Origin of the sequence: Rhizobium sp. Rhizsp82 (assembly GCF_047325115.1) — a bacterium.
In the GTDB taxonomy this organism is placed as follows: domain Bacteria; phylum Pseudomonadota; class Alphaproteobacteria; order Rhizobiales; family Rhizobiaceae; genus Rhizobium.
Map to the genome: position 1 here is coordinate 507,298 of NZ_CP168570.1, position 25,564 is coordinate 532,861.

The 25,564-nt window shown below is 62.4% G+C and carries 20 protein-coding genes and 1 tRNA gene; 12 read left to right on the forward strand and 9 right to left on the reverse strand.

Annotation, left to right across the window (positions count from 1 at the left end):
- Positions 1 to 52: 52 nt before the first annotated feature.
- Together ACEN84_RS07195 and ACEN84_RS07200 are read left to right on the forward strand one after the other, a co-directional pair.
- On the forward strand, positions 53 to 1,213 hold the full coding sequence (locus ACEN84_RS07195; RefSeq protein ID WP_413710414.1) for a M20 aminoacylase family protein: 1,161 nt from the start codon (positions 53 to 55) through the stop codon (positions 1,211 to 1,213).
- 72 nt (positions 1,214 to 1,285) lie between these two features.
- A tRNA-Arg gene (locus ACEN84_RS07200) sits at positions 1,286 to 1,362 on the forward strand.
- 157 nt (positions 1,363 to 1,519) lie between these two features.
- Here the strand turns inward: ACEN84_RS07200 and ACEN84_RS07205 are convergent.
- On the reverse strand, positions 1,520 to 2,035 hold the full coding sequence (locus ACEN84_RS07205) for a DUF992 domain-containing protein (RefSeq protein ID WP_199627837.1): 516 nt from the start codon (positions 2,033 to 2,035) through the stop codon (positions 1,520 to 1,522).
- 354 nt (positions 2,036 to 2,389) lie between these two features.
- On the opposite strand from ACEN84_RS07205, the gene ACEN84_RS07210 reads away from it, so the two are divergent.
- A complete protein-coding gene (locus tag ACEN84_RS07210; RefSeq protein ID WP_112720172.1) occupies positions 2,390 to 2,608 on the forward strand; it encodes a hypothetical protein in 219 nt (72 codons plus the stop codon).
- Between the two features lie 125 nt (positions 2,609 to 2,733).
- Complete coding sequence (locus ACEN84_RS07215; protein WP_413710415.1) at positions 2,734 to 2,898, forward strand: hypothetical protein; 165 nt, start codon at positions 2,734 to 2,736, stop codon at positions 2,896 to 2,898.
- On the opposite strand, the gene ACEN84_RS07220 is transcribed toward ACEN84_RS07215, so the two are convergent.
- The 3 genes from ACEN84_RS07220 to ACEN84_RS07230 all read right to left on the reverse strand — a co-directional run bounded on the left by ACEN84_RS07220 (position 2,899) and on the right by ACEN84_RS07230 (position 4,763).
- Positions 2,899 to 3,696: a class I SAM-dependent methyltransferase gene (locus tag ACEN84_RS07220; protein ID WP_413710416.1), complete on the reverse strand. Its 798-nt coding sequence runs from the start codon at positions 3,694 to 3,696 to the stop codon at positions 2,899 to 2,901.
- Between the two features lie 109 nt (positions 3,697 to 3,805).
- On the reverse strand, positions 3,806 to 4,072 hold the full coding sequence (locus ACEN84_RS07225; RefSeq protein ID WP_112720170.1) for a BON domain-containing protein: 267 nt from the start codon (positions 4,070 to 4,072) through the stop codon (positions 3,806 to 3,808).
- A gap of 58 nt (positions 4,073 to 4,130) precedes the next feature.
- Positions 4,131 to 4,763: a hypothetical protein gene (locus ACEN84_RS07230; RefSeq protein WP_413710417.1), complete on the reverse strand. Its 633-nt coding sequence runs from the start codon at positions 4,761 to 4,763 to the stop codon at positions 4,131 to 4,133.
- A gap of 331 nt (positions 4,764 to 5,094) precedes the next feature.
- On the opposite strand from ACEN84_RS07230, the gene dxr reads away from it, so the two are divergent.
- Entirely contained in the window at positions 5,095 to 6,288 is a 1,194-nt protein-coding gene (gene dxr, locus ACEN84_RS07235; protein ID WP_413710418.1) for a 1-deoxy-D-xylulose-5-phosphate reductoisomerase, read from the forward strand.
- A 37-nt stretch (positions 6,289 to 6,325) separates the two neighbouring features.
- Here the strand turns inward: dxr and hemA are convergent, their stop codons facing one another.
- From hemA to ACEN84_RS07255, 4 genes are all read right to left on the reverse strand, one after another.
- Positions 6,326 to 7,540, reverse strand: a complete 1,215-nt coding sequence (gene hemA / locus ACEN84_RS07240) for a 5-aminolevulinate synthase (protein WP_413710419.1) — start codon at positions 7,538 to 7,540, stop codon at positions 6,326 to 6,328.
- A 189-nt stretch (positions 7,541 to 7,729) separates the two neighbouring features.
- Positions 7,730 to 8,527, reverse strand: a complete 798-nt coding sequence (locus ACEN84_RS07245) for an FAD binding domain-containing protein (protein ID WP_413710420.1) — start codon at positions 8,525 to 8,527, stop codon at positions 7,730 to 7,732.
- Positions 8,528 to 8,539: 12 nt separating this feature from the next.
- Positions 8,540 to 10,885: a xanthine dehydrogenase family protein molybdopterin-binding subunit gene (locus ACEN84_RS07250; protein WP_413710421.1), complete on the reverse strand. Its 2,346-nt coding sequence runs from the start codon at positions 10,883 to 10,885 to the stop codon at positions 8,540 to 8,542.
- Positions 10,886 to 10,968: 83 nt separating this feature from the next.
- Positions 10,969 to 11,460: a (2Fe-2S)-binding protein gene (locus ACEN84_RS07255; protein ID WP_112720165.1), complete on the reverse strand. Its 492-nt coding sequence runs from the start codon at positions 11,458 to 11,460 to the stop codon at positions 10,969 to 10,971.
- A gap of 280 nt (positions 11,461 to 11,740) precedes the next feature.
- On the opposite strand from ACEN84_RS07255, the gene ACEN84_RS07260 reads away from it, so the two are divergent.
- The 3 genes from ACEN84_RS07260 to ACEN84_RS07270 all read left to right on the forward strand — a co-directional run bounded on the left by ACEN84_RS07260 (position 11,741) and on the right by ACEN84_RS07270 (position 20,266).
- A complete protein-coding gene (locus ACEN84_RS07260; RefSeq protein ID WP_112385738.1) occupies positions 11,741 to 12,007 on the forward strand; it encodes a YMGG-like glycine zipper-containing protein in 267 nt (88 codons plus the stop codon).
- 169 nt (positions 12,008 to 12,176) lie between these two features.
- Positions 12,177 to 14,099: an autotransporter assembly complex protein TamA gene (locus ACEN84_RS07265; RefSeq protein ID WP_413710422.1), complete on the forward strand. Its 1,923-nt coding sequence runs from the start codon at positions 12,177 to 12,179 to the stop codon at positions 14,097 to 14,099.
- Positions 14,100 to 14,161: 62 nt separating this feature from the next.
- The gene (locus ACEN84_RS07270; RefSeq protein ID WP_413710423.1) at positions 14,162 to 20,266 is read left to right on the forward strand and encodes a translocation/assembly module TamB domain-containing protein; all 6,105 of its coding nucleotides are present in this window, start codon (positions 14,162 to 14,164) and stop codon (positions 20,264 to 20,266) included.
- Here ACEN84_RS07270 and ACEN84_RS07275 read toward each other — a convergent pair whose 3' ends face one another.
- A complete protein-coding gene (locus ACEN84_RS07275; RefSeq protein WP_112720162.1) occupies positions 20,267 to 20,695 on the reverse strand; it encodes an Lrp/AsnC family transcriptional regulator in 429 nt (142 codons plus the stop codon).
- 128 nt (positions 20,696 to 20,823) lie between these two features.
- Here ACEN84_RS07275 and rocF point away from each other — a divergent pair, with 128 nt between their 5' ends.
- The 4 genes from rocF (at position 20,824) to ACEN84_RS07295 (ending at position 25,535) form a co-directional block, all read left to right on the forward strand.
- Entirely contained in the window at positions 20,824 to 21,759 is a 936-nt protein-coding gene (rocF, locus tag ACEN84_RS07280; RefSeq protein WP_112720161.1) for an arginase, read from the forward strand.
- Positions 21,760 to 21,776: 17 nt separating this feature from the next.
- Positions 21,777 to 22,976, forward strand: a complete 1,200-nt coding sequence (rocD, locus tag ACEN84_RS07285) for an ornithine--oxo-acid transaminase (protein WP_112720160.1) — start codon at positions 21,777 to 21,779, stop codon at positions 22,974 to 22,976.
- 298 nt (positions 22,977 to 23,274) lie between these two features.
- Entirely contained in the window at positions 23,275 to 25,059 is a 1,785-nt protein-coding gene (locus ACEN84_RS07290) for a PAS domain-containing methyl-accepting chemotaxis protein (RefSeq protein ID WP_199627846.1), read from the forward strand.
- The gene (locus ACEN84_RS07295; RefSeq protein WP_413710424.1) at positions 25,059 to 25,535 is read left to right on the forward strand and encodes a chemotaxis protein CheW; all 477 of its coding nucleotides are present in this window, start codon (positions 25,059 to 25,061) and stop codon (positions 25,533 to 25,535) included. The genes ACEN84_RS07290 and ACEN84_RS07295 overlap by 1 nt, the downstream gene beginning before the upstream one ends.
- Positions 25,536 to 25,564: the final 29 nt, after the last annotated feature.

The following is a 25,564-nucleotide window of genomic DNA, read 5'->3' on the forward strand; positions in this document are numbered from 1 at the left end:
CACCATGTCTTGGGTGCCGTGGAAAACCCGTTGTCGCTATAGGAATTTTCGCATGCCGATTTTGAACAGAGCCGCTGAATTGCAGGATGAAGTGACCGAGTGGCGCCGCCATATTCACGCCCGGCCCGAGCTGCTGTTCGCCGTCGAAAACACTGCCGCTTTCGTCGCCGAAAAGCTCAAGGAGTTCGGCGTTGACGAAATCGTGACCGGCATCGGCCGCACTGGAGTCGTCGGCCTGATCAAGGGCAAGGGCGAAGGCCGCACCATCGGCCTGCGCGCCGATATGGACGCCTTGCCGCTCACCGAAATCACCGGCAAGCCCTGGGCTTCGACGACAGCCGGCAAGATGCATGCCTGCGGCCATGACGGTCACACGGCCATGTTGCTCGGCGCCGCGAAATATCTGGCCGAGACGCGCAACTTCACCGGCAATGTCGCCGTCATCTTCCAGCCCGCCGAAGAAGGCGGCGGCGGCGGAAACCTGATGGTCAAGGACGGCATGATGGAGCGCTTCGGCATCGAAGAGGTCTATGGCATGCACAACCTGCCGGGCCTACCCGTCGGTCAGTTCGCGATCCGCAAGGGCCCGATCATGGCAGCGACCGACGAATTCACCGTCACCATCAAGGGCCGCGGCGGCCACGCCGCCCAGCCACACCGGACGATCGACCCGATCGCCATCGGCGCGCAGATCGTTTCCAACCTGCAGATGATTGCCGCCCGAACCGTCGATCCGCTGCGTTCGGTCGTCATCTCCGTTACCAAGTTCAACGCCGGCTTCGCCCATAACGTCATTCCCAACGACGCCCAGATCGCCGGCACGATCCGAACACTCGATGGTGAGGTTCGCGACCTCGCCGAAAGCCGCTTCAAGCAGGTGGTGAACGGCGTTGCCACCACCCACGGCGCCGAAGCCGAAATCGCCTTCCATCGCAATTACCCGGTGACCGTCAACCACGCCGACGAGACCGGTCACGCGATCGCGACGGCAACCGACATCGCCGGTGCGGCAAACGTCAATCCCGAGATCGATCCGATGATGGGCGGCGAGGATTTTTCCTACATGCTGAACGCCCGCCCCGGCGCCTTCATCTTCATCGGCAACGGCGACACCGCAGGCCTGCACAACCCGGCCTACGATTTCAACGACGAGGCCATCGCCCACGGCATTTCCTACTGGGTCCGCCTTACCGAACAGCGTCTCGGCGCCTGATCCGATACTTGCAGCGAAACCTGAAAAAGGCTTGGCTTCCCGCCAAGCCTTTTGTATGCATGAGCCCCAAGTGGTTCCGTAGCTCAGCAGGATAGAGCATCAGATTCCTAATCTGAGGGTCACGCGTTCGAATCGCGTCGGAATCACCATTATTTCAGATGAATAGGCATAGTTTATCGCGGGACGTTCTCTCGGCGTTCCCGAGCATATCAGGGAACGACCCATCTAGCGTCGGCCAATGCCAATACCCCTGACAAATAGCACACCCCTCCCGCTCGCGCGGAAGGGGCGCGAATAGCCCTAAAATCAGCCCGGGGTCAGCGTCATCGAAGCGCTGCCGGCAGCGACGTTGAGGCCGAGCTGGCCGGTGACGCTGAGGGCCTGGAGGTGGATCGAGCCGGAGGTGCCGCCGATCAGGACGTTGGCGCCGACGCCAGCACCAACGGTGGCTTCGGCCGATGCGCCGACATAGAGGCCGCCGAGCGAGCCGCGGTGATAGCCGGCGGTCGGTGCGAAGACGGCCCAGACGAGACGGCTGCGGGTGGTGAAGCCGAGGTCGATGCCGAGCTTGCGGATATCGCCGGTATAGTGGTCGGTGACTTCGTTGCCGATCGTCGAGCTAAAGACGCAATCGGCTTCCTTGGCAGAGCCCAGCACATAGCCGAGACCGCCGCCGATATCGCAGGTGAGCATGCCGATCTTGACGCCGCCGCGCGTATCCGGTTCCTCGTAGGTCCGGACCATATCGGCTGCACTGGCCGCCGTAACGCAAGCCTGGGCAAGCGAAGCTGCTGCAACTACCATCGCAATGGTCTTTTTCATCATGGTCTCCTTCTCAAAATGGCACCGGCAGCTTCACATCGAAGACGCACCGGCAAGCAAACCCAGCCACAAATAACGTATGGGATCGCAGAACGATCCAAACAGCCTTCATTGTTTCCATGCGCAATGAAGAACGTCCTTAACGTTCTGATCGCAAAGGGGACAATTCGAAGGCAGGACCGTTGCTTATTGGCCGCACTCGATGTCCGAATGCCCGCTTGGGCAACCCCACGCAGAAATTGAGCGGTGGCTGATCATAGCCGCCTTCGGGCGAAAAACCTAAATATTTCGTAAGGTTGGAACCGGCCCACCGTCTGGCGAGTTCATCGTCCGGTTAATTGAAAGGCCAAAACCATGAAATCTCTTATTCTTGCTTCCATGCTTGCCGCAGCCGCCATTGTCTCCACCACCGCCCCGTCCCAGGCGGCCAGCATGACGGTCACCACCACCGAGCGCGGTCCGGACCATCATTGGCACAAGCCGATGCACGTCATGACGCATTGCTACACCAAGACGGCCCGCATTCACGAACACGGCCACTGGGTCGTCAGGAAGACCCGCGTCTGCCGCTAACAGATAGCTCAGCATGATTGAAACCGGCCGCCACGCGGCCGGTTTTTTGTTGGGCAGACGCCAATCGCCGCAGCTGGAACTTTGAGAAAAGGCGGACGTTAAGCTGGCAAAACAGGAGTTTTGTCATGCGTCAGAAACTTGCTTTGCTCACCGTCGCCTATGTCGCGATCAGCGCCATCCTGCTGGTGCTCGCCTATCATCCGCAGGGTCCGATCACCACGCAGAAGACCGACCGCGTCGCCGGCGCCAGCACCGGCTCGCATTTCCTGGTCGAGCGCTTCGCCGGCTGATCAGCTGAGCGCCGGCTTGTAGGCGACGACGTGGAAATACTCTTCGTCGGGAAGGGTCCCGCCGCTGAGAAGGTGGCCCTCGACGGAGAACAGCATCGGATCGCCGTCGAAACCGCTGGCGCCCAGTTGCGCCCGCAGCTGCTGCGGCGTCGTGGCATAGACCATGATTCCGAAATCATGGGCGCGGTGCAGCAAGATCGCGTGCTCGCCTTCACGCTGCTCAAGCGGTGCAAACCGGCGTTCACGCACCAGTCCTACCGCATGCTTCATGAGCCGGAAACCAAGCTTCAGCGGATCGTTCGACCAGACGATAGATGAGCGCGCCCGCTTCTCTCCGAACCCATGCCAATTGCGATTGAAGGTGGAGAAGACGAAGGTCCCGCCCGCCCTGAGCACGCGTGACACCTCGGACAGAACGGCCCGGCGCCCCTCCGCATCGACAGAATCGATGCCGTTGTAGCTGAAGAGCACGAGATCGAAGCTGGCATTGCCGAAAGCAGAGAGATCGCGCGCATCCATATGCGCCAGCTGCGCCTGCGGATAGTTGCGCTGGGCAAGCTCCACCATTTCTGGCGTATAGTCGATGCCGACATAGTCTGCGGCGATATCGCAAAAAAGCCCGGTCGTCCGTCCGCCGCCAATGCCGATATCCAGGATCCGCCCGCCGCTCGTGCGCTTTCTCGCGATCTCGAACACCAGCCGTTCGCCTTCGTTGATGAAGCCGGTGCTCGCCCGGTAATCGCGCCGGGCGATCGGATTGCGCCAGGTCCTGCGGTTGATCTCTTCCATGCGATGCATTGCGGCACCTCCGGTTAAGCCAGTTGCATGGCTCTAGACCTAGGCCGCAAGGAAGGTGGGGTCCAATTACAGAACGTTAATCTTTCGTTAATGGTTAACGCGCGCAATTTTACCCGAGCAGGATCTGGTTGCGGACGTCGTGGACCCCCTGCACAGCCCGGACGATCGCGGTCGCCCGCTCGATTTCGCCGACGGTCGCAACCGTGCCCGTCAGCACGATATCGTCGGCATCGGACGTCACCTGAACATCCGAGGCATCGATATCTCCGGCGGTCGCCAGCGCCTCGGCAGCGGCGATTTCCAGCGCCGCGTGATTGACGAACTCCACCTCGATCTCCGGCTGCTTGCCATGAAATGTGGCTTCCTTGAAAACCATCACTCGTCCTCCTTCTGGTGATCTCAGGGAAACGCCGGAGGTCTGGCTTGGTTTCAGATCACCAGGTGACGCGGTAGTTGACGTTGACGCTGGCCGCCCGCCCGGCGGAGAGCGGATCGTTGACGGCAGCGTTGAGATTGAGGTTCGGCAGGATGTTCTGGCTGACGCCGACGGTGCTCGAAAAATCCTGCCCGAAATCGGTGACACTGCCATTCGCCGTCAGCGATGTTCCCGTCCAGGGATAGATGAGCTTGACGGCCTGCGTCGCCGTCACCGAGGTCTGGCGCACCGCAAGCGGGTCATAGCCGACATTGACGAAGCGGCTGGTCTGCAGGTCGAGAGAGTCGGACAGGATGAAGCTCTTCGCGCGGCTGAGCATCAGCGACCCGCTGCCCCGCAGCGTATCGACCCGCACGCCCGCCGATTGCTGCGCATTGCCGGCCGGCGTCACCCGGACGCGGGTGATCTTGCCCCAGAGGGTCGCCTGCCCCGATCCAGGCAGGATCGCATCGCCATCGGTTGCGGCGAGGCCGAGATCGGCGCCTGCGCTGGTTTCCCATTCGAATGGCAGGCGGAAACCCATCGTCGCCTTGTAGGATTGATCGGAGACCTGCACCGGATTCCAGATGAGCAGATTATCCGCCCGCGCGGGAAACGCGGCCAGAGCCCCTACGGCGAAGAGAAAGGTCATTTTCAGCATCGTCAGCAAGCCGGTTCCTTGGCGCCTGAAGCGCGCAACAGTCATGCAGATGCGCCTTGCGGCACCTCTGTCGATCCTCCCGATTTTTGAAATGGCAGAGGCATCGCGATGCCCTCTACCCGATGCGCCGGAGCGCTGGGATACACCGATGGCCGCAAGCAGCCGCGCATCCCGTCATCCTCCACGGATGTTATAAGAATCCCATCCCGATGCCGCTCTGTAAACCCCGCTGGAAGAGAAAACTGCTGCGTTGCACACTTGCCGCACCCCGGAAAGCGCGCTAGAGCCGAAGACAAATGACGGCTCTGGATAAGACACGCGCATGAAGACCGGCCCTAACGCGCCGCGGCGCCTCAGCATTTTCGGCTCAACCGGCTCGATCGGCGTCAACACGCTCGATGTGGTCACCCAGCTTGGTGGCCGCGAAGCCTTTGAGGTCGTCGCCATATCAGGCAACGCTAATGTTGCGTTGCTGGCGGAGCAGGCAAAAGCTTGCGGCGCCGAGCTCGCCGTCACCGCCGATGAGGCAAGCTACGGCGCCCTGAAGGATGCACTATCCGGCACCGGCATCGAGGTCGCCGCAGGCCGCGAGGCCCTGATCGAGGCCGGCGCCCGTGACGCGGATGTCGTCATGGCGGCGATCGTGGGAACGGCCGGTTTGGAACCGACGTTGGCAGCCGCAAGACGCGGCGCCGACATCGCGCTCGCCAACAAGGAATGCCTGGTGTCCGCCGGCGAGCTCTTCGTCAAGGCCGTGGCCGAAGGCGGCGGGCAGCTTATCCCTGTCGACAGCGAACACAGCGCCATCTTCCAGTCGCTCGAAGACGGCCAGCACCATGCGATCGAGCGCATCGTTCTCACGGCCTCCGGCGGTCCGTTCCGCACCTGGACGCGTGAGCAGATGGCCGGTGTTACCGCCGATGTCGCCCGCGCCCACCCGAACTGGTCGATGGGCCTGAAGATCTCGATCGGCAGCGCCTCGATGTTCAACAAGGCGCTGGAGATGATCGAGGCGAAGCATCTCTTCAACCTCCGTCCGGATCAGGTGGAAGTGATCGTCCATCCGCAGTCGGTGATCCACTCCATGGTCGGCTATGTCGACGGCTCGGTGCTGGCGCAGCTCGGCTGCCCAGACATGCGCACGGCGATCGGCTATGCGCTGACCTATCCGAACCGCTCGAAGCTCGATGTCGAACGGCTGGATTTCGCAAAGCTCGCCCGGCTCGATTTCGAAGCACCCGACGAAGTGCGCTTCCCGGCCCTGCGCCTCGCCCGTACCGCGTTGGAGCGCGGCGGCCTGCAGGGCGCCGTCATGAATGCCGCCGAAGAGATCGCGTTCCACGCCTTCTGCGATGGACGGATCGGCTTCCTTGAAATGGCAGATATCGCCGAGCGCGTCATGGACGACATGACCGGCTACAAGGCGGCAGCAACGATGGAAGACGTCTTTGCCGCCGATGGCGAGGCGAGACGCCGAGCGGGCGAAATCATCGCTCAAAAGGAAATGGCCGCTTAAGCGGCCATTTGTTTATCAAGCTGTTTTTCTTTTCCGCTCAGGCAACGTGCCGCGCCAATGCGCAGCGCGACCAGAGCGAATGCAGCGCGCCGACCAAATGCTCGATATCGGCATCCGTATGCTGCGGCGTCGGCGTGAAGCGCAGGCGCTCGGTCTTCTTCGGCACGGTTGGGTAATTGATCGGCTGCACGTAGACGCCGAAATTGTCGAGCAGCAGATCCGAGATCCACTTGCACTTGGCCGCATCGCCGACCATGACCGGCACGATATGGCTCGGGTTCGGCATATGCGGAATACCCTGCTGATCGAGCAGCACGCGCAGCTTGCGCACGCGATCCTGATGACGGGCACGCTCGAACGGGCTCGACTTCAGATGCTGGATCGAAGCAACCGCACCGGCGGCAAGAGCCGGAGGCAGCGAGGTCGTGAAGATGAAGCCCGATGCAAACGAGCGAATGAAATCGCACAGCGCAGTCGAGGCCGCGATATAGCCGCCCATGACGCCGAAAGCCTTGGCAAGCGTGCCTTCGATGACCGTGATCCGGTCCATCAGGCCTTCGCGCTCGGCAATGCCGCCGCCGCGCGGGCCGTACATGCCGACGGCATGGACTTCGTCGAGATAGGTCATCGCGCCATACTTGTCGGCGAGATCACAGATTTCCTTGATCGGCGCGATATCGCCGTCCATCGAGTAGACGCTTTCGAAAGCAATCAGCTTCGGCGCCTTCGGATCGGCGGCCGCCAGCTTGGCTTCGAGATCGTGGATGTCGTTATGCTTCCAGATCACCTTCTCGCACTTCGCATAGCGAATGCCTTCGATCATCGAGGCATGGTTCAGTGCGTCGGAAAAGATGATCATGCCGGGGATCTTGCCGCCGAGCGTGCCGAGTGCGGCCCAGTTCGAGACATAACCCGACGTGAAGGTCAGCGCGGATTCCTTGCCGTGCAGATCGGCGAGCTCGCGCTCGAGCAGAACGTGGTAGTGGTTGGTGCCAGAGATATTCCGGGTGCCTCCCGCACCCGCGCCACAGTGCTCGATGGCGGCTTTCATCGCCTCGATCACCTTGGGATGCTGGCCCATGCCGAGATAGTCGTTGGAGCACCAGACTGTTACGTCTTTCGGGCCGTCGGCCGTGTGGCGCGTCGCGCGCGGGAAACTTCCGCGGTGGCGCTCAAGGTCGGCAAAAACGCGATAGCGGCCTTCGGTGTGAAGACCTTCCAGCTCGCTTTTGAAAAACGCTTCGAAATCCATGCATATGCTCCAGTATCGCGCGACCGTTTTGCTGGGCGCACCGACGCGCGTCAACCCATGGCCCCTGCTTTAGCATCAACTGCGGCAAAAGGCGCATATTTTTGAATCATTCCAGACGAAAAAGCTTCAACCCAGCCGATAAAGCGGCTGGGTTGACATATCGGGAATGCCGTCAATTGCCCTGTAGTTCTAACCTACAGCGGCAACCGCGCGCTTCGTCATGACTTTTATCAAATTGGCGCGATATTCCGCGCTGGCATGCAGATCAGAGAGCAGGCCGCTTGCATCGACCTGAACACCCATCGCCGCATCCGGCGACCAGTTGGCAGCAAGAGCCGCCTCAAGGCCGCCGTGCCGGAAGGCGCCGTTGCTGCCCGCCCCTGCGATACCGACCCGAACCGTACCCCCTGATTTGGTCACGAGAACGCTGGTCATCGCATAGCGCGAGGCCGGGTTGCGGAACTTGGCGTAGCCGGCCTTGTCCGGCGCATCGAAGCTGACCCCGGTGACGATCTCGCCATCCCCGAGCGCCGTCTCGAACAGACCGGTGAAGAACTGGTCTGCCGCAAGCTGCCGCTTGCTGGTGATGATGGTCGCGCCGAGCGCCAGCATAGCCGCCGGATAATCCGCCGCCGGATCGTTGTTGGCGATCGAGCCGCCGATCGTTCCCATGTGCCGGACATGCGGATCGCCGATCAGCCCGGCGAGCTCACAGAGAGCCGGACACACGCCGCGGATGGCGGACGAGGCCGCCACTTCGGCATGCGTCGTTGCCCCGCCGATCGTCACCTTGCGGCCATCGACCTTGATGCCCTTCATCGCATCGATGTGGCGCAGATCGACGAGATCGCTTGGTGCGGCGAGCCGCTGCTTCATCGTCGCGATCAGCGTCATGCCGCCAGAGACGAACTTGCCTTCCGGCTTGCCCGATATCAGCTTGACGGCTTCATCGACCGAAGAAGCGCGGTGATAATTGAGTTCATACATGGCCCGTCCTCCTCAGTTCGTTGCGCGTGCTGCCATCCACACCTTCTGCGGCGTGGCGGGCATGGTCAGCATATTGTTGCCGATCGCGTCGGTGATGGCGTTCATCAGCGCCGGCGGAGAACCGATCGCACCCGCCTCGCCGCAGCCCTTGATGCCCAGCGGATTGCTGGGGCAGGGCGTGTTCTGGTGCGAAATCTTGAACGACGGCAGATCGTCGGCGCGTGGCATGGCGTAATCCATGTAACTCGCCGTCAGCAGCTGGCCGTTCTCGTCGTAATGGACGCCTTCGAGCAGCGCCTGGCCGATGCCCTGGGCGATACCGCCATGCACCTGCCCCTCGACGATCATCGGGTTGATGATATTGCCGAAGTCGTCGGCCGCGACGAACTGCACGATCTTGGTATTGCCCGTTTCCGGATCGACCTCGACTTCGCAGATGTAGCAACCCGCCGGAAAAGTGAAGTTCGACGGATCGTAGAACGCCGTCTCCTTCAGACCGGGCTCCATGCCCGCCGGAAGGTTGTGCGCGGTATAGGAGGCGAGCGCCACCTGGAACCACGGCAGCGCCTTGTCGGTACCGGCGACCTTCAGCTCGCCGTTCTCGACGACGATATCGCTCTCGTCGGCTTCCATCAGATGCGCGGCGATCTTCTTCGCCTTCGCCTCCACCTTGTCGAGCGCCTTGACGACGGCGGACATGCCGACGGCGCCGGAGCGCGAGCCGTAGGTGCCCATGCCCATCTGCACCTTGTCGGTGTCGCCATGGACAATCGAGACGCTGTCGATCGGAACACCGAGACGGTCCGCTACCAGCTGCGCGAAGGTCGTCTCGTGGCCCTGGCCATGGCTGTGCGAGCCGGTCAGAACCTCGATCGTACCGACCGCATTGACCCGCACTTCCGCCGATTCCCACAGGCCGACACCAGCACCGAGCGAGCCGACTGCCTGAGACGGCGCGATGCCGCAGGCTTCGATATAGCAGCTCATGCCGATACCGCGCTTCATGCCGCGGTTCGCAGCCTCCGCCCGGCGGCTTTCGAAACCGCTCCAGTCGGCAGCCTGCATCGCCGCGTCCAGCGACGCGTCGTAGTCGCCGGCGTCATACATCATGATCACGGGCGTCTGATGCGGGAAGGAGCGGATAAAATTCTTGCGCCGGAGTTCCGCGGGCGAAATGCCGAGCTCGCGCGCCGCCGTCTCCATCGTCCGCTCAAGCAGATAGGTCGCCTCCGGTCGCCCGGCACCGCGATAGGCATCGACAGGCGCGGTGTTGGTATAGACGCTACGGACATTGGCGTGAATCGCCGGGATGTCGTACTGGCCGGAAAGCAGCGTCGCGTAGAGATAGGTCGGCACCGCGGAGGAGAATAGCGACATATAAGCGCCGAGATTGGCGACCGTATCGACTTTCAGCCCGATGATACGATGATCCTTGTCGAAGGCCATCTTCACCTTGGAGACATGGTCGCGCCCATGCGCATCCGTCAGGAACGCCTCGGTACGATCGGAATTCCACTTCACGGGAACGCCGGTTTTCTTCGAGGCCCAGAGACAGACGATCTCTTCCGGATAGATATAGATCTTCGATCCGAAGCCGCCGCCGACATCGGGCGCGATCACCCTCAGCTTGTTTTCCGGCGCGACATTGTAGAAGGCGCTCATGACCAGACGGGCCACATGCGGGTTCTGGCTGGTCGTGTAGCAGGTGTAGTGATCCTCAGCGGAATCGTAGATCCCGAGCGCCGCGCGCGGCTCCATCGGATTGGGCGACAGACGGTTGTTGGTCAGCTCGATTTCGGTGACATGGGCGGCCTCCGAAATCGCCTTATCGGTCGCGCCTTCATCGCCGATCACCCAGTCGAAAATCAGATTGTCGGATGATTCCGGATGGATCTGCGGTGCCCCGGGCTTCAGTGCCTCGACGGCCTCCGTGACAACAGGAAGCTCTTCATAATCAATGCTGACGGCCTCGGCGGCATCCCGTGCTTCGCCGAGCGAATCCGCAACGACGATCGCCACGGCATCACCGACATAGCGGACGGTATCGACCGCCAGCGGCCGCCAGGCGCCCATCTTCATCGGCGAACCGTCACGCGAATGGATCATCCAGCCGCAGATCAGGTTGCCGATGCCATCGGCGAGCAGCTGCTTGCCGTCGAGCACGTCGATCACGCCGGGCATCGCCTTGGCGGCAGAAACGTCGATATTCCTGATCTTTGCATGTGCATGCGGGCTGCGAATGAAATAGCCGTATTTCATGCCTGGGACGACCATGTCGTCGGTATAACGGCCCTTGCCGGTCAGGAACCGCTTGTCTTCCTTGCGTGCGACGCGTGCACCAATTCCTTCAACACCCATGATGTCCTCCAATGGGGTTTCGGGCCTGGCATTCCGCCAAAGAGTGTCGTGTTCGGCAGCTGCCAGACGAATTCAGGGAGATGCTATTCGGCAGCCTGCTTGGCGCCGCCATGCATTTCGGCATTGGCAGACAGCACGGCCTTGACGATGTTGTGATAGCCGGTGCAACGACAGATGTTGCCCTCGAGCTCGTGGCGGACGGTCTCTTCGTCCAGCTGGCCGCCATGCCGGTTGATCATATCGACCGAGGCCATCACCATGCCGGGCGTGCAGAAGCCGCATTGCAGGCCGTGATGCTCCTTGAAGGCAGCCTGGACCGGGTGCAGTTCGCCGTTTGCGGCAAGACCTTCGATCGTCGTCACCGACGAGCCGGATGCCTGGACGGCAAGGATCGTGCAGCTCTTCACCGACTTGCCGTCCATGTGAACGACGCAGGCACCGCATTGGGTCGTGTCGCACCCGACATGGGTGCCGGTCAGGCCGAGCTTTTCGCGAATGAAATGGACGAGAAGCGTTCTTTCTTCACAGTCGCCGCTCACCGCGCGGCCATTCACCGTCAGTTTGACTTTCGCCATGATGTCCTCCTCGTGCCTCCTCCAGGCACAAGCGGCATCATTTGACTTTTTCCCTGCACTATCAACCGCTACTTTAGGGAGTTGTATCAATTTTGCTTCACTATGCGGGAGGAAAAGCCACGAGCCCTCTTGCAACGTTCTGAAATGAAGCGTGACCGGATTTTTCGTGGCACTTGCTGGACACGATTTCTTTACGCCATAGTTTGCAGGCAGCGTGACAAAAAGAAAAACACGTGAGGGACAGCTGCTGCCCGGGGGGCAGCCAACCCAGGAGATGAAAATGAAGAAGATTATTGCATTCGTACTCGTCGGCCTCTCGATCGCGAGCTGTACGCCAACCCAGCAGGGTGCCGGCATTGGCGCAGCATCCGGCGCGGTGATCGGCGGCGTTGCAACCGGTAATGTTCGTGGCGCCGCTGTTGGCGCAGCAATCGGCGGTGTCGCCGGTGCCCTGATCGGCCGTGTCGCCGAGCAGCCTGGCCAGTGCTACTATCGCGACCGGAACGGCAACCGCTATATCGACGACTGCCCGCGCGGCGGCTACTAAGACTTAAATTCAACGATGCAGAAATCCCGGCCAGCGCCGGGATTTTTCATTTTTTGTACTAAATTAGCCCAGCAACAACTTAAATTGGTACACGTTTCGCATTTTTGCCGCTAAGGTGCCCGCGGCTGGGCAACGCGAAGCTTCATTTTCATGTAACAAAAAGCGGCGGATGCAGATCAGAGGGAAGACACCGAAAGCGGGTTTCGCGTCTCGGCGGACAGGCACCATGATGGTGATCGCGGCAACAGCCGCGCTATCACCGATTCTGGTCGATGAGGCATACGCCTTCAAGCTGTTTGGCATAACGATATTCGGCAAGGACGATAGCGACGCGGAGCAGGTTCCTGATCCAGTGCGCTACAACGTCGACCTGACGGCAGGCACGGCCGACCCCGATCTCACGGAAGCGCTGCAGAACAGCTCTCGCCTGGTCGGCGACAAGGACAAGCCCGTTTCCGGCGATCTCGGCGTCGTCGTCAAGGCGCGCGACGACCGCGACCGGCTGATCGCCACGCTTTACGAAAAGGCCCGCTACGGCGGTGTGGTGACCATCACCATCGGCGGCAAGAATATCGATGACCTGCCGCCCAATCCGGTCTTCGACCGCTCTAAGCCCGTCCCAGTCAACGTCTCCGTTGATCCCGGCCCGGTCTTCCATGTCCGCGATGTCCAGTTCGGCGGCGATGCGGCGATGCGCAATCCGGCCGACTACGACCTCGCGCCCGGCCAGGAAGCCGGATCCCTCGTCATCATCAAGGCCGGCGACAAGATCGTCGAGCAGCTGAAGAGCGAGGGGCGCCCACTTGCCAAGCTCACCAAGCGCGAAGTGGTCGCGGACCACCGCAGCAACACCGTCGACATCATCATCACCACGGAAGGCGGCCCGGTCGCACCTGTTGGCTCCGTCGGCGTCACCGGCGAAAAGGGTGTGAAACCGGACTTCATCCAGCGCTATTCCCGCCTCAACCGCGGCGATGCCTATTCGCCCGAAGCGTTGAAAAAGGCCGGTGACCGGCTGCGGGCGCTCGGCGTCTTCTCCAGCGTCACCATTCACGAAGCCAACGAACTTGCTGCCGATGGCACACTGCCGATGACCATCGAGGTCTCCGAAGGCAAGCAGCGCTACTTCGGCTTCGGCGCTAATTATTCGACGATCGACGGCTTCGGCGTTCAAGGTTACTGGGGCCACCGCAACCTTTTCGGCGAGGCGGAATCGCTGCGCATCGAAGGCGCGGTCGGCCGTCTCGGCGAAAACGACATCAGCAATCTCGATTACTCGGCCGGCATCTCCTTCACCAAGCCCGGCGCCTTCCTGCCCGCCGGAACGCTGAAGGCATCGATCCTCGCCAAGACCGAAAACCCGGACGCCTACAATGCCTCGCTGCTCACCGGTTCGCTCGGCTATGCCTATGAGCTCAGCGATCAGGACACCGTCTCGGCGGCGGGCGAGATCAGCTACGAAAAGGACGACGACGCCTTCGGCCAGAACGAATACCTGACCTTCGCTCTGCCGCTGACCTATGAGCGCGATGCCCGCGACAACAAGTTCAACCCGACCGAAGGCTACCGCGCAACGCTCGCGGCAACCCCGAGCTACGAAGCTTTCAACGGCACGATCTTCTCCTCCTTCGAGGGCTCGATCTCGGGCTATCAGGCAATCGGCGCTGAGGACAATGTCGTCTTTGCAGGCAAGCTCGCGGCCGGCTTCATGGTCGGCGGAGAGCTGCAAGACATCCCGGCGACCCGCCGCTTCTTCGCAGGCGGCGGCGGATCGGTGCGCGGCTATGGCTATCAGGAAATCTCGCCCTACGACGCCGACAACGAGGCGACGGGTGGCAAGTCCTATGTCACGGCATCCTTGGAAGCGCGCGTGAGGATCACCGATACGATCGGCATCGTGCCCTTCCTCGATGTCGGCACGGTCTCCGCCGAGACCTTCCCGGATTTCGGGGATTTCCGGGCCGGTGCGGGCGTCGGCATCCGCTATGCAACGCCTTTCGGCCCATTGCGGCTTGATTTTGCCGTACCGCTGAACAAGTACGAAAATGGCACGGCCTATGGCATCTATGCCGGCATAGGCCAATCATTCTAACGGTGTGACAAGCAGCTGCTTGGCCGCTGCAGCACCTCACGAACGGGATAGTGTCCGCCTTCATGCAAGCACTGACGAAGCTCATCAACTGGATCGTAAGGCTGCTCGGCTACGGGCTGGGCGTCGTGCTTGTTGCCGCGGCGATCGCCATTGCCATCTTCGGCTTCACCACCTTCGGTTCGCGCATCGTGACGGAGAAGGTCGCCGAGATCATCTCCAACCGCGACATGAACATCGCGATCCGCGAGCCGGGCAGTCTGCTGACCGGCGGTCTCGATGCGGCGCAGGTGACGATTTCCGATACGCGCGGTGTCTTTGCCGAAGCCCGCGGCATCTCGATCAACTGGAACCCGCTGGCACTTCTGACCGGCACCTTCCACGCCAAGCAGATCGGCATCCAGTCGGTGACCGTCGTGCGTAAGCCGATCCGCACCCTGCCCTCCCCGCCCGATACCGGCGAGGAAGGCGGCTTCAAACTGCCGATCAAGATCGCCATCGATAGCATCGCCCTGCCGCAGATCAATCTCAGCGAACAGCTGGCGGGACGCGCCTTCACGCTGACCGCGAACGGCAATGTGCAGGCCGACCAGGACGGCGGCCATGCCGTCATCAACGTCAACCGCCAGTCCGTGCCGGACGCCAAGCTCAGCGCCGACGTCGCCTTCATCCCTGGAGAAAATCAGCTGCGGCTGAAGGCGCAGGTGGCCGAGCCCAAGGGCGGGCTTCTGGCAACGCTGCTGTCTTTGCCGGGCGAACCTGCCGTCAATGTCGCCATCGACGGCGACGGACCGATCTCCAACTGGAAAGCCAAGCTGCAGGCCTCGCTGGACGGCCAGCCACGCGCCTCGATCGAGGGCCAGCATGTGCTCACGCCCGAGGGGCTTCACCAGCTGAACCTCAAGGGTGGCGGCGACCTGAGCTCGCTGCTTCCCCCGCCCTTCCGTCCGCTCTTTGCCGGCCAGACGAATATCGATCTCGCCGCCACTTTCGATAACAAGGGCAAGATCGACATCCAGACCGGCAATCTCGCAACCGGCTCGGTGGTCATCGCCGCGTCGGGCACGCTCGATCCGGCCGGCAACAACAGCCTCAACGCCAATGTGCTCGGCACGTCGGGTCCGGTCGATTTCCGCTGGCCTCTCGAAAAGGGCGAGGCGCGCTTCCTGATCAGCGGCCTCAATCTGGCGCTGACGGGCGATGCCCAGGCAGCCCGCCTGAACGCGAGCGCCTCGCTCGACGCCGTCACCTTGCCGCAGGCAACGGCAAGCAACGTCAAGCTCACAGCCAAGAGCGACGCTTTCAACATCGCAAAGCGCAGCGGCGGCGTACAGATCCGGCTGGTGGCCGGCGATACGGCCTTCCTCGATCCGTACCTCAACCGCGCGATTCAAGGCCCGGTCACGCTCGCTGCCCCGATCCAGATTGCCCCTGACAGCATCGGCTTCAACGGCACGACGCTCGAAAGCGCCAATGCGAGCGGCGGCGTCAACGGCACCTACCGGCTGGCAAGTCAGGCGCTGACGGGCAATGCCAAGCTGACCATCGAGCCGGCCGCCCTCCCGCCCGCCGTCGCTCCACGCTTCGACACGCCGATCTCGATCGAAACCCAGGTCGCCGGCACGATCCCGTCGAAGATCAACCTGTCGAACCTGATCGTGAAATCCGGCACGATCGAAACAGCCGGCAACGTGACGCTCGACGGCGACACGCTGGCTGCGGATCTCAGCGGGCGCTTGCCCGATATCGCCAAGCTCGCCGAGAACGCCAGCGGTGAAGTCGGCTACACGGTCAATATCAGCGGCGCGCTCTCGGCCCTCGCGATCAAGGCCAATCTCAAGTCGGCGACGCTGCATACGGTCGACCGCACGCTTTCGAACCTTGACGTCAACATCACCGGCACCGCCGACCCAGCCGCACCGCAGGCAACGATCGAGGCGAAGGGCGCTATCGACGGCCAGCCGCTGACGATCAATGCCAATGCCCTGTCGAAGGACGGCATCACCAGCATCCCGTCGATCTCCGTCGAGGCCGGCGCCAACAAGCTGAACGGCAATATCGAGCTGACGCCCTCCTTCCTGCCGAGCGGCAAACTGAGCTTCGATTTCCCCGATGTCGGTCTGCTTGCGGCACTCGCCGGGCAGCGGGCCGAGGGCGACCTCAAGGGCGGCTTCGACATCGCCAATGACGGCGGCAAGATTTCGATCTCCGCCAAGGCAAGCGGCAGCGGCATCCGCCGTGACGGCCTCTCGCTCGTCCGGCCCGATATCGACGTGACGATCAGCGACCTCAAGGCCTTCGCCGCCAGCGGCGTCGTCAAGGCCGACGAGATTTCGTCGGGCGCCAATGTGATCAGCAGTCTGGCGCTGAATTTCACCCAGCAGCAGAACCGGACGAATTTCGATCTGTCGTCGACCTATGACGCTAATCCGCTGGTCGCGGCCGGTGCCGTCGAGACCAACGGCGGCGACATGAAGATCGAGCTGAACCAGCTCTCCGCCAAGCCGCGCAACATTGCAGTCGACCTGGCTGCACCGACGGCAGTCACCATCTCGGGTGGCGCAGCCAAACTCGACGGCCTGACGATCCGCACCGGCGACGGCTCGGTCAGCGTTTCCGGCTCGGCCGGGGAAACGCTCGATATCAACGCCACGATCAAGGATCTGCCGGCAAGCCTCGCCAACACCTTCGTGCCCAAGCTCGAAGCGGCCGGAACCATCTCGGGCACGGTCACGGTCACCGGCACACCCGCGGCACCGCTCGCCAATTTCAAGCTCGACTGGAAGGATGCCGCGACCAGCCACACCAAGGCGGCCGGCCTTTCCGGCTTCGCGATCGAGGCGGGCGGCAAGTTTGCCAACAACCGCCTGGAGTTCGAGACCACCGCGGCGGGCGACAGGAAGCTGTCGCTGAAGGCTTCGGGCAATTACACGGTGGCGGGCGCTGATGGGCAGGCGCTATCCGTCGATGCCGAGATCGCCAATGTGCCGGCTGCTCTCGCCAATGCCTTCGTTCCCGATCTCGGCGCCGAGGGCATCATCTCCGGAACGGCAAAGGCATCGGGCAAGCTTCCGCAACCGACCGCCGATTTCAAGGTGACCTGGAAGGACGCTGCAACGAGCCAGACCGTCAAAGCCGGGCTCGCCAAGCTTGGCATAACGGCAAACGGCACCTTCGCCGGAGACACGCTCGATTTCACCGTCGATGCGGCGGGCGCCAAGGATTTGAGCCTCAAGGCGACCGGCAATTTCATTGTCTCCGGCCTTCAGGCCAACACCCTCTCCGTCGATGCGACCGTCAGCAACGTTCCCGCATCGCTCGCCAACGGCTTCGTTCCGGATCTGGCGGCCGAAGGCATGATCTCCGGAACGGCGAAGGCGACCGGCAGATTGCCACGCCCGGCCGCCGACTTCGATCTTGCCTGGACCGACGCGGCAACCGGCCAGACGAAAAAGGCCGGTCTCGCCAGCTTCGACGTCTCCGCCAAGGGCAAGTTTGCCGACAACAAGCTCGATTTCGATGCCAGCGCCGACGGCGCCAACAGCCTGTCTCTCAAGGCTGTCGGCAATTTCACCGTCGCCGGACCGGATGCCAACACGCTCTCCGTCGACGCGACGCTCAGCAACGTCCCCGCGGGTCTCGCAAACCCGTTCGTGCCCGGCCTCGGCGCCGAGGGCCTGATCTCGGGCACCGCCAAGGCAACGGGCAAGCTTCCGACGCCGACCGCCGATTTCGACCTGACCTGGGCCAACGCCGCAACCGATCAGACGAAGAAAGCAAAGCTCGCCAGCTTCGATGTGACGGCCAAGGGCAAGTTCGCCGATAACAGGCTGGACTTCGATGCGGCCGCCAGCGGCAAGAACAGCCTGTCGCTGAAGGCGCTCGGCAATTTCACGGTCGCAGGCCCCGATGCCAACGCGATCTCGGTCGATGCGACCGTCAGCAATCTGCCTGCCGGCCTCGCCAATCCCTTCGTTCCCGGCCTCGGCGCCGAAGGCCTGATCTCCGGCACCGCCAAGGCATCCGGCAAACTGCCGCGGCCGACTGCGGACTTCAATCTAACCTGGAGCGATGCGGCGACCGACCAGACGAAGAAGGCAAAGCTTGCAAGCTTCGATGTCTCGGCCAAGGGCAAGTTCGCCGACGACAAGCTCGATTTCGATGCCACGGCGAGCGGCACCAACAGCCTCTCGCTGAAGGCGAACGGCAACTTCATCGTCTCCGGCCCGGATGCGAACATGCTTGACGTCAATGCCGATATCAGCAACGTCCCGGCTGGTCTCGCCAATCCCTTCGTTCCCGGCCTCGGCGCCGAGGGCCTAATCTCCGGCACCGCCAAGGCATCCGGCAAGCTTCCGAACCCGGCTGCAGACTTCAAGGTGACCTGGAAGAATGCGGCCACGAGCCATACGAAAGCCGCCAACGTCACCGGCCTTGGCGTCTCGGCCGATGGCACGCTGTCGGGCAACACGCTGAACTTCAACGTCAATGCCAGCGGCAGCGGCGCCCTGTCCCTGAAGGGCAAGGGCAGCTTCACGGTCGCCGGTCCAGATGCCAATTCGCTGAAGGCCAATGCCGACATCGCCAATCTGCCGGCCGGCATCGCCAACGCTTTCGTTCCCGGGCTCGGCGCCGAGGGCGCGATCTCGGGCAGTGCAAGCGCCGCCGGAAAGCTGCCGATCCCGAATGTCGATTTCAAGCTGAACTGGAAGAATGCCGCGACCAGCCAGACGAAGAGCGCCGGGCTCGCGCCGCTCGGCATCACCGCCGATGGCAAGCTCGCAGGTCAAACCCTAACGATCGATACCGGTCTCAACGGCGAAGGCGGCCTGTCGATGAAGGGTGGCGGCAGCGTCGGCATAGCAGGCCAGCGCGCCCTGAACCTGCAGTTCAAGGGCAATCTTCCTTTCGCCATTCTCGGCGCGCAACTCGCCCAGCAGGGCCTCGTCGCCGATGGTGCCGCCGATATCGATCTGCGCATCACCGGCAACGCCGGTGGCCCGGTGATCAACGGCACGATCAACACCAGTGGCGCCAAGCTGGTCGACGTGCGCCGCAATCTTGCGCTCAACAACCTGACCGCCAACATCACCATGAATGGTCAGCAGGCGACTATTTCCCGCTTCAGCGCCAATCTCGCCAGCGGCGGTGCCATCTCCGCCAGCGGCACGGTCGGCATCCAGCCGAACAGCGGCTACCCCGTCAATATCGAGGTGAAGCTCGACAAGGCCGTCTATGTCGACGGCACGCTGGTTGTCGCCACGGTGGACGGCACGCTCGGCATGCGCGGCCCGCTTTTGTCCAATCCGACGCTGAGCGGCCGCCTTAATCTCGAAAAGGCATCGATCACGGTACCGGAAAAGCTGCCGACATCGCTGCGCGAGATCAACATCAAGCATATCCATGCGCCTGCCGCCGTTCGCGCCCAGCTGCGCGACGAAGGCAACCAGGGCGCCAGCCAGAAATCCTCGACCATCGCCCTCGACCTGCGGCTCGATGCGCCCTCGCAGATCTTCGTCCGCGGCCGCGGCATCGATTCCGAGCTCGGCGGCAGCGTCACGATCAAGGGAACGGCAGCCTCGCCCGTCGTCTCCGGCGGCTTCACCATGCGGCGCGGCCGCCTGACGATCCTCAATCGGCGCATGAACTTCACCGACAAGAGCCGCATCACCTTCGCCGGCGACCTGACACCGGCGCTCGACATGGAAGCAAGCTCGACATCGGGCACGACGACGCTGACCGTCGATGTCGCGGGTCTCGCGACCGATCCCGCCATTACCTTCTCCTCCTCCCCCGCCCTTCCGCAGGACGAAGTGCTGGCGCAGCTGATCTTCGGTCAGTCGATGTCGAAGCTCTCGCCGGTGCAGATCGCCCAGCTTGCCGATGCCGTCAGCCAGCTGGCGGGCGGCCGTTCAACCTCGCTCTTCGAAGGCCTGCGCAATCAGCTCGGCGTCGACGATCTCGACATCAGTACCGACGAAAAGGGCCAGACCAGCGTCAGCGTCGGCCGCTATCTCAACGAGCGCACCTATTTCGAGCTGCAGCAGGGTGGCGAAGCCGGCGCCAAGGCGGTCATCAATCTCGATGTCGGCCGCGGCGTGAAGCTGCGTGGTGCGGCCGGCGGCAACGGCTCTGGCGAAGCAGGCGTCGTCTACGAGCACGAATACTGATCAGAACACCGTCTTGCTGGTCTTCAGCAGGATGTTGGTCTCGGTAACGTTGATGCCGTCGATCAGGCGAATGCGCCGGAGGGTCTCGTCGAAGGAAACCAGGTCGCGGTCTTCCAGTTCGGCGATGAAGTCCCATTTGCCGTTGGTGCTGTGAAGCGCGCGCACCTGCGGAAGACCGCGCAGTTGATCGGCCACCTTGTCGGCGAGCTTGCCGAGAACCTCGATGAGAATGATGGCCCGGACACCGGCCGAGCGCACTTCATGACCGGTACGGATGGTGAAGGCGGCAATCGTGCCATTCGCCACCAGCCGGTCGATACGTGCCGCCACGGTGGCGCGTGACGCCCCGGTCATTGCCGCAAGCGACGATACTGGCGTGCGCGCATTGTGGCGCAGCGCGCTCAGTAGTTCCTGATCCAGATCATCCATGATGTTCACTTTGCTCAAACGATGTGATCAATCTGTACAATGGCGCTTTTCTTTTGGCAATTTTCCATCTTTTTGCCGCCGCGCCGATAGCCGAATATGCAACTCGAAACTCGGAAACGGAGCCCGGAATGGACGTTCAGTCGCGCGCAGTCACCCTCATTGGTGTTCCCCTCGAAGAAGGCTCCGGCCGCAGAGGCGCGGCCATGGGTCCGGCAGCGCTGCGCATCGCCGGTATCGACCAGACGCTGATCGAGCTTGGCCACGACGTGAAGGATGAGGGCGACCTGCAGATCGTCCCCGCCCGCGATCTGCCGAACCATCCGAACGCCCATAACCTGCGCATCGTCGGCGCCTTCACCCGCGCTCTGGAAGCAAGCACCTACGAGGCCGCAGCCGCCGGCCGCTTCCCGCTGATCCTGGGCGGCGACCATGCTCTGTCCATGGGCAGCGTTTCCGGCATGGCGCGCTATGCCGCCGAAAAGGGCCGTCCGCTCTTCGTCATCTGGCTCGATGCCCATTCCGATTTCAACACACCGGAAACCTCGCCCTCCGGCAACATCCACGGCATGCCTGTGGCTTTCTTCAGCGGCAACGCAGAATTTGCCGAAATCCTGCCGAAGAACCGCCCCTTCGTCGATCCCCGCCATGTCTTCCAGGTCGGCATCCGCTCCGTCGACGCGCCTGAGCGCGTGCTGATCAAGCAGCACGGCGTCAACGTCTTCGACATGCGCTCTATCGACGAGCAGGGCATTGCCGCGATCATGAAGCAGATCCTGGCCGCGGTCGAAGCGGCGAACGGCCTTCTCCATGTCAGCCTCGACGTCGACTTCCTCGATCCCGATATCGCGCCCGGCGTCGGCACGACGGTGCCGGGCGGCGCGACCTTCCGCGAAGCCCACCTGGTCATGGAGATGCTCTCCGACAGCGGCCTCGTCTCCTCGCTCGACCTCGTCGAGCTCAATCCATTCCTCGACGATCGCGGCAAGAGTGCCCGCGTCCTCGTCGAGCTGACCGCAAGCCTCTTCGGCCGCCGTATCTTCGACCGTCCGACACGCGCCGCATAATCTGAGGGAACACGGCCATGAACGCATCTGAAAGCCTGATCGCCACCGAACAGCGGCTCGGCGCCCATAACTACAAGCCGCTCGACGTCGTCCTGACACGCGGCGAAGGCGTCTACGTCTGGGATACCGACGGCAAGCGCTATCTCGACTGCCTCTCGGCATACTCGGCGGTCAACCAGGGCCACTGCCATCCGAAGATCCTCGCCGCCATGGTCGAGCAGGCCGGGCGCCTGACGCTGACGTCGCGTGCCTTCCGCAACGACCAGCTGGCCTATCTCTACGAAGAGCTTGCAGCCCTCACCGGCTCGCACAAGATCCTGCCGATGAACTCCGGTGCCGAAGCCGTCGAAACTGCCATCAAGGCGGTCCGCAAATGGGGCTACGAAGTGAAGGGCGTGCCGGAGGGCAAGGCCGAGATCATCGTCTGCTCGGACAACTTCCACGGCCGCACGCTGAGCATCATCAGCTTCTCGACCGATCCCGATGCGCGCACCGGCTTTGGACCCTTCACCCCGGGCTTCCGCACCATTGCCTTCGGCGATGCCGACGCCTTTGCCGCCGCCATCAACGAGAACACCGTTGCCGCCCTTATCGAGCCGATCCAGGGCGAAGCCGGCGTCAAGATCCCGCCGGCGGGCTATTTCAAGCGCGTCCGCGAGCTCTGCACCCAGCATAACGTCACGCTGATCCTCGACGAGATCCAGACCGGCCTCGGCCGCACCGGCAAGCTGCTTGCCGAAGAGCATGAAGGCATCGAAGCCGACGTGACGCTGATCGGCAAGGCGCTCTCCGGCGGCTTCTATCCGGTTTCCGCCGTTCTCTCGAACAGCGAAGTCCTCGGCGTCCTGAAGCCCGGCCAGCACGGCTCAACCTTCGGTGGCAACCCGCTCGCCTGCGCCGTCGCCCGCACCGCGCTCAAGGTCTTGACCGAAGAAGGCATGATCGAGAATGCCGAGAAGATGGGTGACTACTTCCTCGAAGGCCTGCGCTCGATCCGCTCCAACATCGTCAAGGATGTTCGCGGCCGCGGCCTGATGCTGGCCGTCGAGCTGGAGCCGGAAGCAGGTGGCGCCCGCCAGTATTGCTACGGTCTCAAGGAGCGTGGTCTGCTCGCCAAGGATACCCACGAGAACACGATTCGCCTCGCCCCTCCGCTTGTTGTCACCAAGGAACAGGTCGAGTGGGCTGTCGAGCAGATCGAAAAGACGATTACCTGAAGTCTGCAGCCACTTCCCCGGCCGCAACTCCGGGGAAGTATTTTCGGCCATCCTCAGGAAAACATTACTAATATGCGGCAGTAAAATGCCGCAGTTACTCATTCTTAATCTAAATAATTATATTACTTTAGTAGAAACACCAGGGCGTATTTGCGGGGGCAGGAGCCGGGTTTTCAGGATTTATTTGAGCTCAGACCTGCCGCACCGGATGCGATGCAGGTGCGGACACCTGTTGCCCTGTTCCGGCAAGAGAGCCGCCCCCGTATCGCCTGAGGCGCAGTCTCCATAAGGGACGACGATGCCGTTATTTTCAATAGTTTCAGGAACCGACGCCAAGGCGATGTTCTCGGCGCTCAACAGATCGCAGGCCGTCATTGAATTCGACCTGCAGGGCAATATCCTCACCGCCAACGAAAACTTCTGCCGCACGGTCGGCTACGAGCTTTCCGAAATTGTCGGCAAGCACCACCGCATCTTCTGCGAGCCGGAATACGTCGCCTCGCAGGCCTATAAGGATTTCTGGGCAAAGCTCGGCCGCGGCGAGTTCGACGCTGGCGAATACCGTCGCATCGGCAAGGGCGGCCGCGAAGTCTGGATCCAGGCGACCTACAACCCGCTTCTGTCCAACGGCAAGCCCTACAAGGTCGTCAAGTTTGCGACCGATGTCACTGCGACCAAGCTCGAGTCGGCGAATGCCATCGGCAAGATCGAAGCGATCTCCCGCGCCCAGGCCGTGATCGAATTCACCCCGGCCGGCGAGATTCTCACCGCCAACGGCAACTTCCTTGACGTCGTGGGCTACAGGCTCGACGAGATCCGCGGCAAGCACCACAGCATGTTCTGCGAACCGGCCTATACCGGCTCGCCCGCCTACCGCGAATTCTGGGCCAAGCTCGCGTCCGGCCAGTTCGTCGCCGAAGAGTTCAAGCGCATCGGCAAGGGCGGCAAGGTCGTCTGGATCCAGGCATCCTACAACCCGATCTTCGACATGAACGGCCGCGTCTTCAAGGTCGTCAAGTTCGCGACCGACATCACCAGCCGTGTCCACGCCGTCGACGAGCTCGGCCAGGGCCTGACGAAACTCGCCGCCGGCGATCTTACCGGCTTGATCGACACGCCCTTCCTCCCCGCCCTCGACAAGGTCCGCCTCGACTTCAACAGCGCCGTCGAGCGGCTGGGCGATGCCATGCGCACCGTTGCCGAAAATACCGACGCGATCGCCCACGGCTCCCGCGAGATGAGCATCGCAGCCGATGAGCTCTCCCGCCGCACCGAGCGCCAGGCCGCGACCGTCGAGGAGACTGCGGCTGCTCTCGAGGAGATCACCCAGACGGTCGCCGACAGCGCCAAGCGCGCCGGCGAGGCTGGCGAACTGGTGGCCAAGACCAAGCTAGGCGCTGGGCACTCCGGCAGCATCGTCCGCAAGGCTATCGGCGCCATGGATCAGATCGCCAACTCGTCGCGCGAGATCAGCAACATCATCAGCGTCATCGACGAGATCGCCTTCCAGACCAATCTTCTGGCTCTCAACGCCGGTGTCGAGGCTGCCCGCGCCGGAGAGGCCGGCAAGGGCTTCGCCGTCGTTGCCCAGGAAGTCCGCGAACTCGCCCAGCGCTCCGCCAACGCGGCCAAGGAAATCAAGACGCTGATTACCGCATCGACCGAGCATGTGAAGAGCGGCGTCACCCTGGTCGGCGAAACCGGCAATGCGCTGGAAGAGATCGTCTCGCAGGTGACCGAGATCGACAGCAACGTCGTCGCCATCGTTACCGCCGCCCGCGAACAGTCGACCGGGCTGAACGAGATCAACAAGGCGGTCAACGCCATGGATCAGGTGACACAGGACAATGCCTCGATGGTCGAGGAGACCACTGCGGCGAGCGGCAAGCTCTCCAAAGAGGCCGAAAACCTCAGAGTTCTGCTGTCACAGTTTAGATTTGCGCAACACTCTTTGGCTAAGCTCAACAACAAAGCCACAAACGCGCCAGCCGCCTACGGAACGCCGCGTGGTCAACGGGTAAGTACTGTCCGCGCCAATGGCGGCGCAGCCGCTCTGGCTTACGAGAACTGGGAAGATTTCTAATGAGCACCATTAATTCCAATAGTTTCAGTGGCGACACGCTCGAGATCATTGCCTTCCGGCTGCACGATCAGGAATTCTGCGTGAAGACGACGACCATCCGCGAAATCCGTGGCTGGGCCCCTTCGACGCCGATCCCGCATGCTCCGACCGATGTCATCGGCGTCATGAACCTGCGCGGCTCGGTCATCCCGATCATCGACCTCGCCTACAAGCTCGGCATGAAGAGCACCGTCGCCAACGAACGCAGCGCCATCGTCGTCGCTGAAGTTCACAGCATGGTCATCGGCATGCTGGTCGACCGCGTCTCCGACATCCTGACGATCTCTTCCGGCCAGGTTCAGCCGGTGCCGGAAGTGACCGCCTCCTTCGACCGCGCTTATTGCGAAGGCATTATCGCTTCGGAAAACGGCATGATCTGCTTCCTGAACCTCGCCAAGATGTTCAAGGAAAACGAAGCCGAAGAGCTGGCCGCCTGATCACTGCGCGCCACAACGAAGCTCAAATA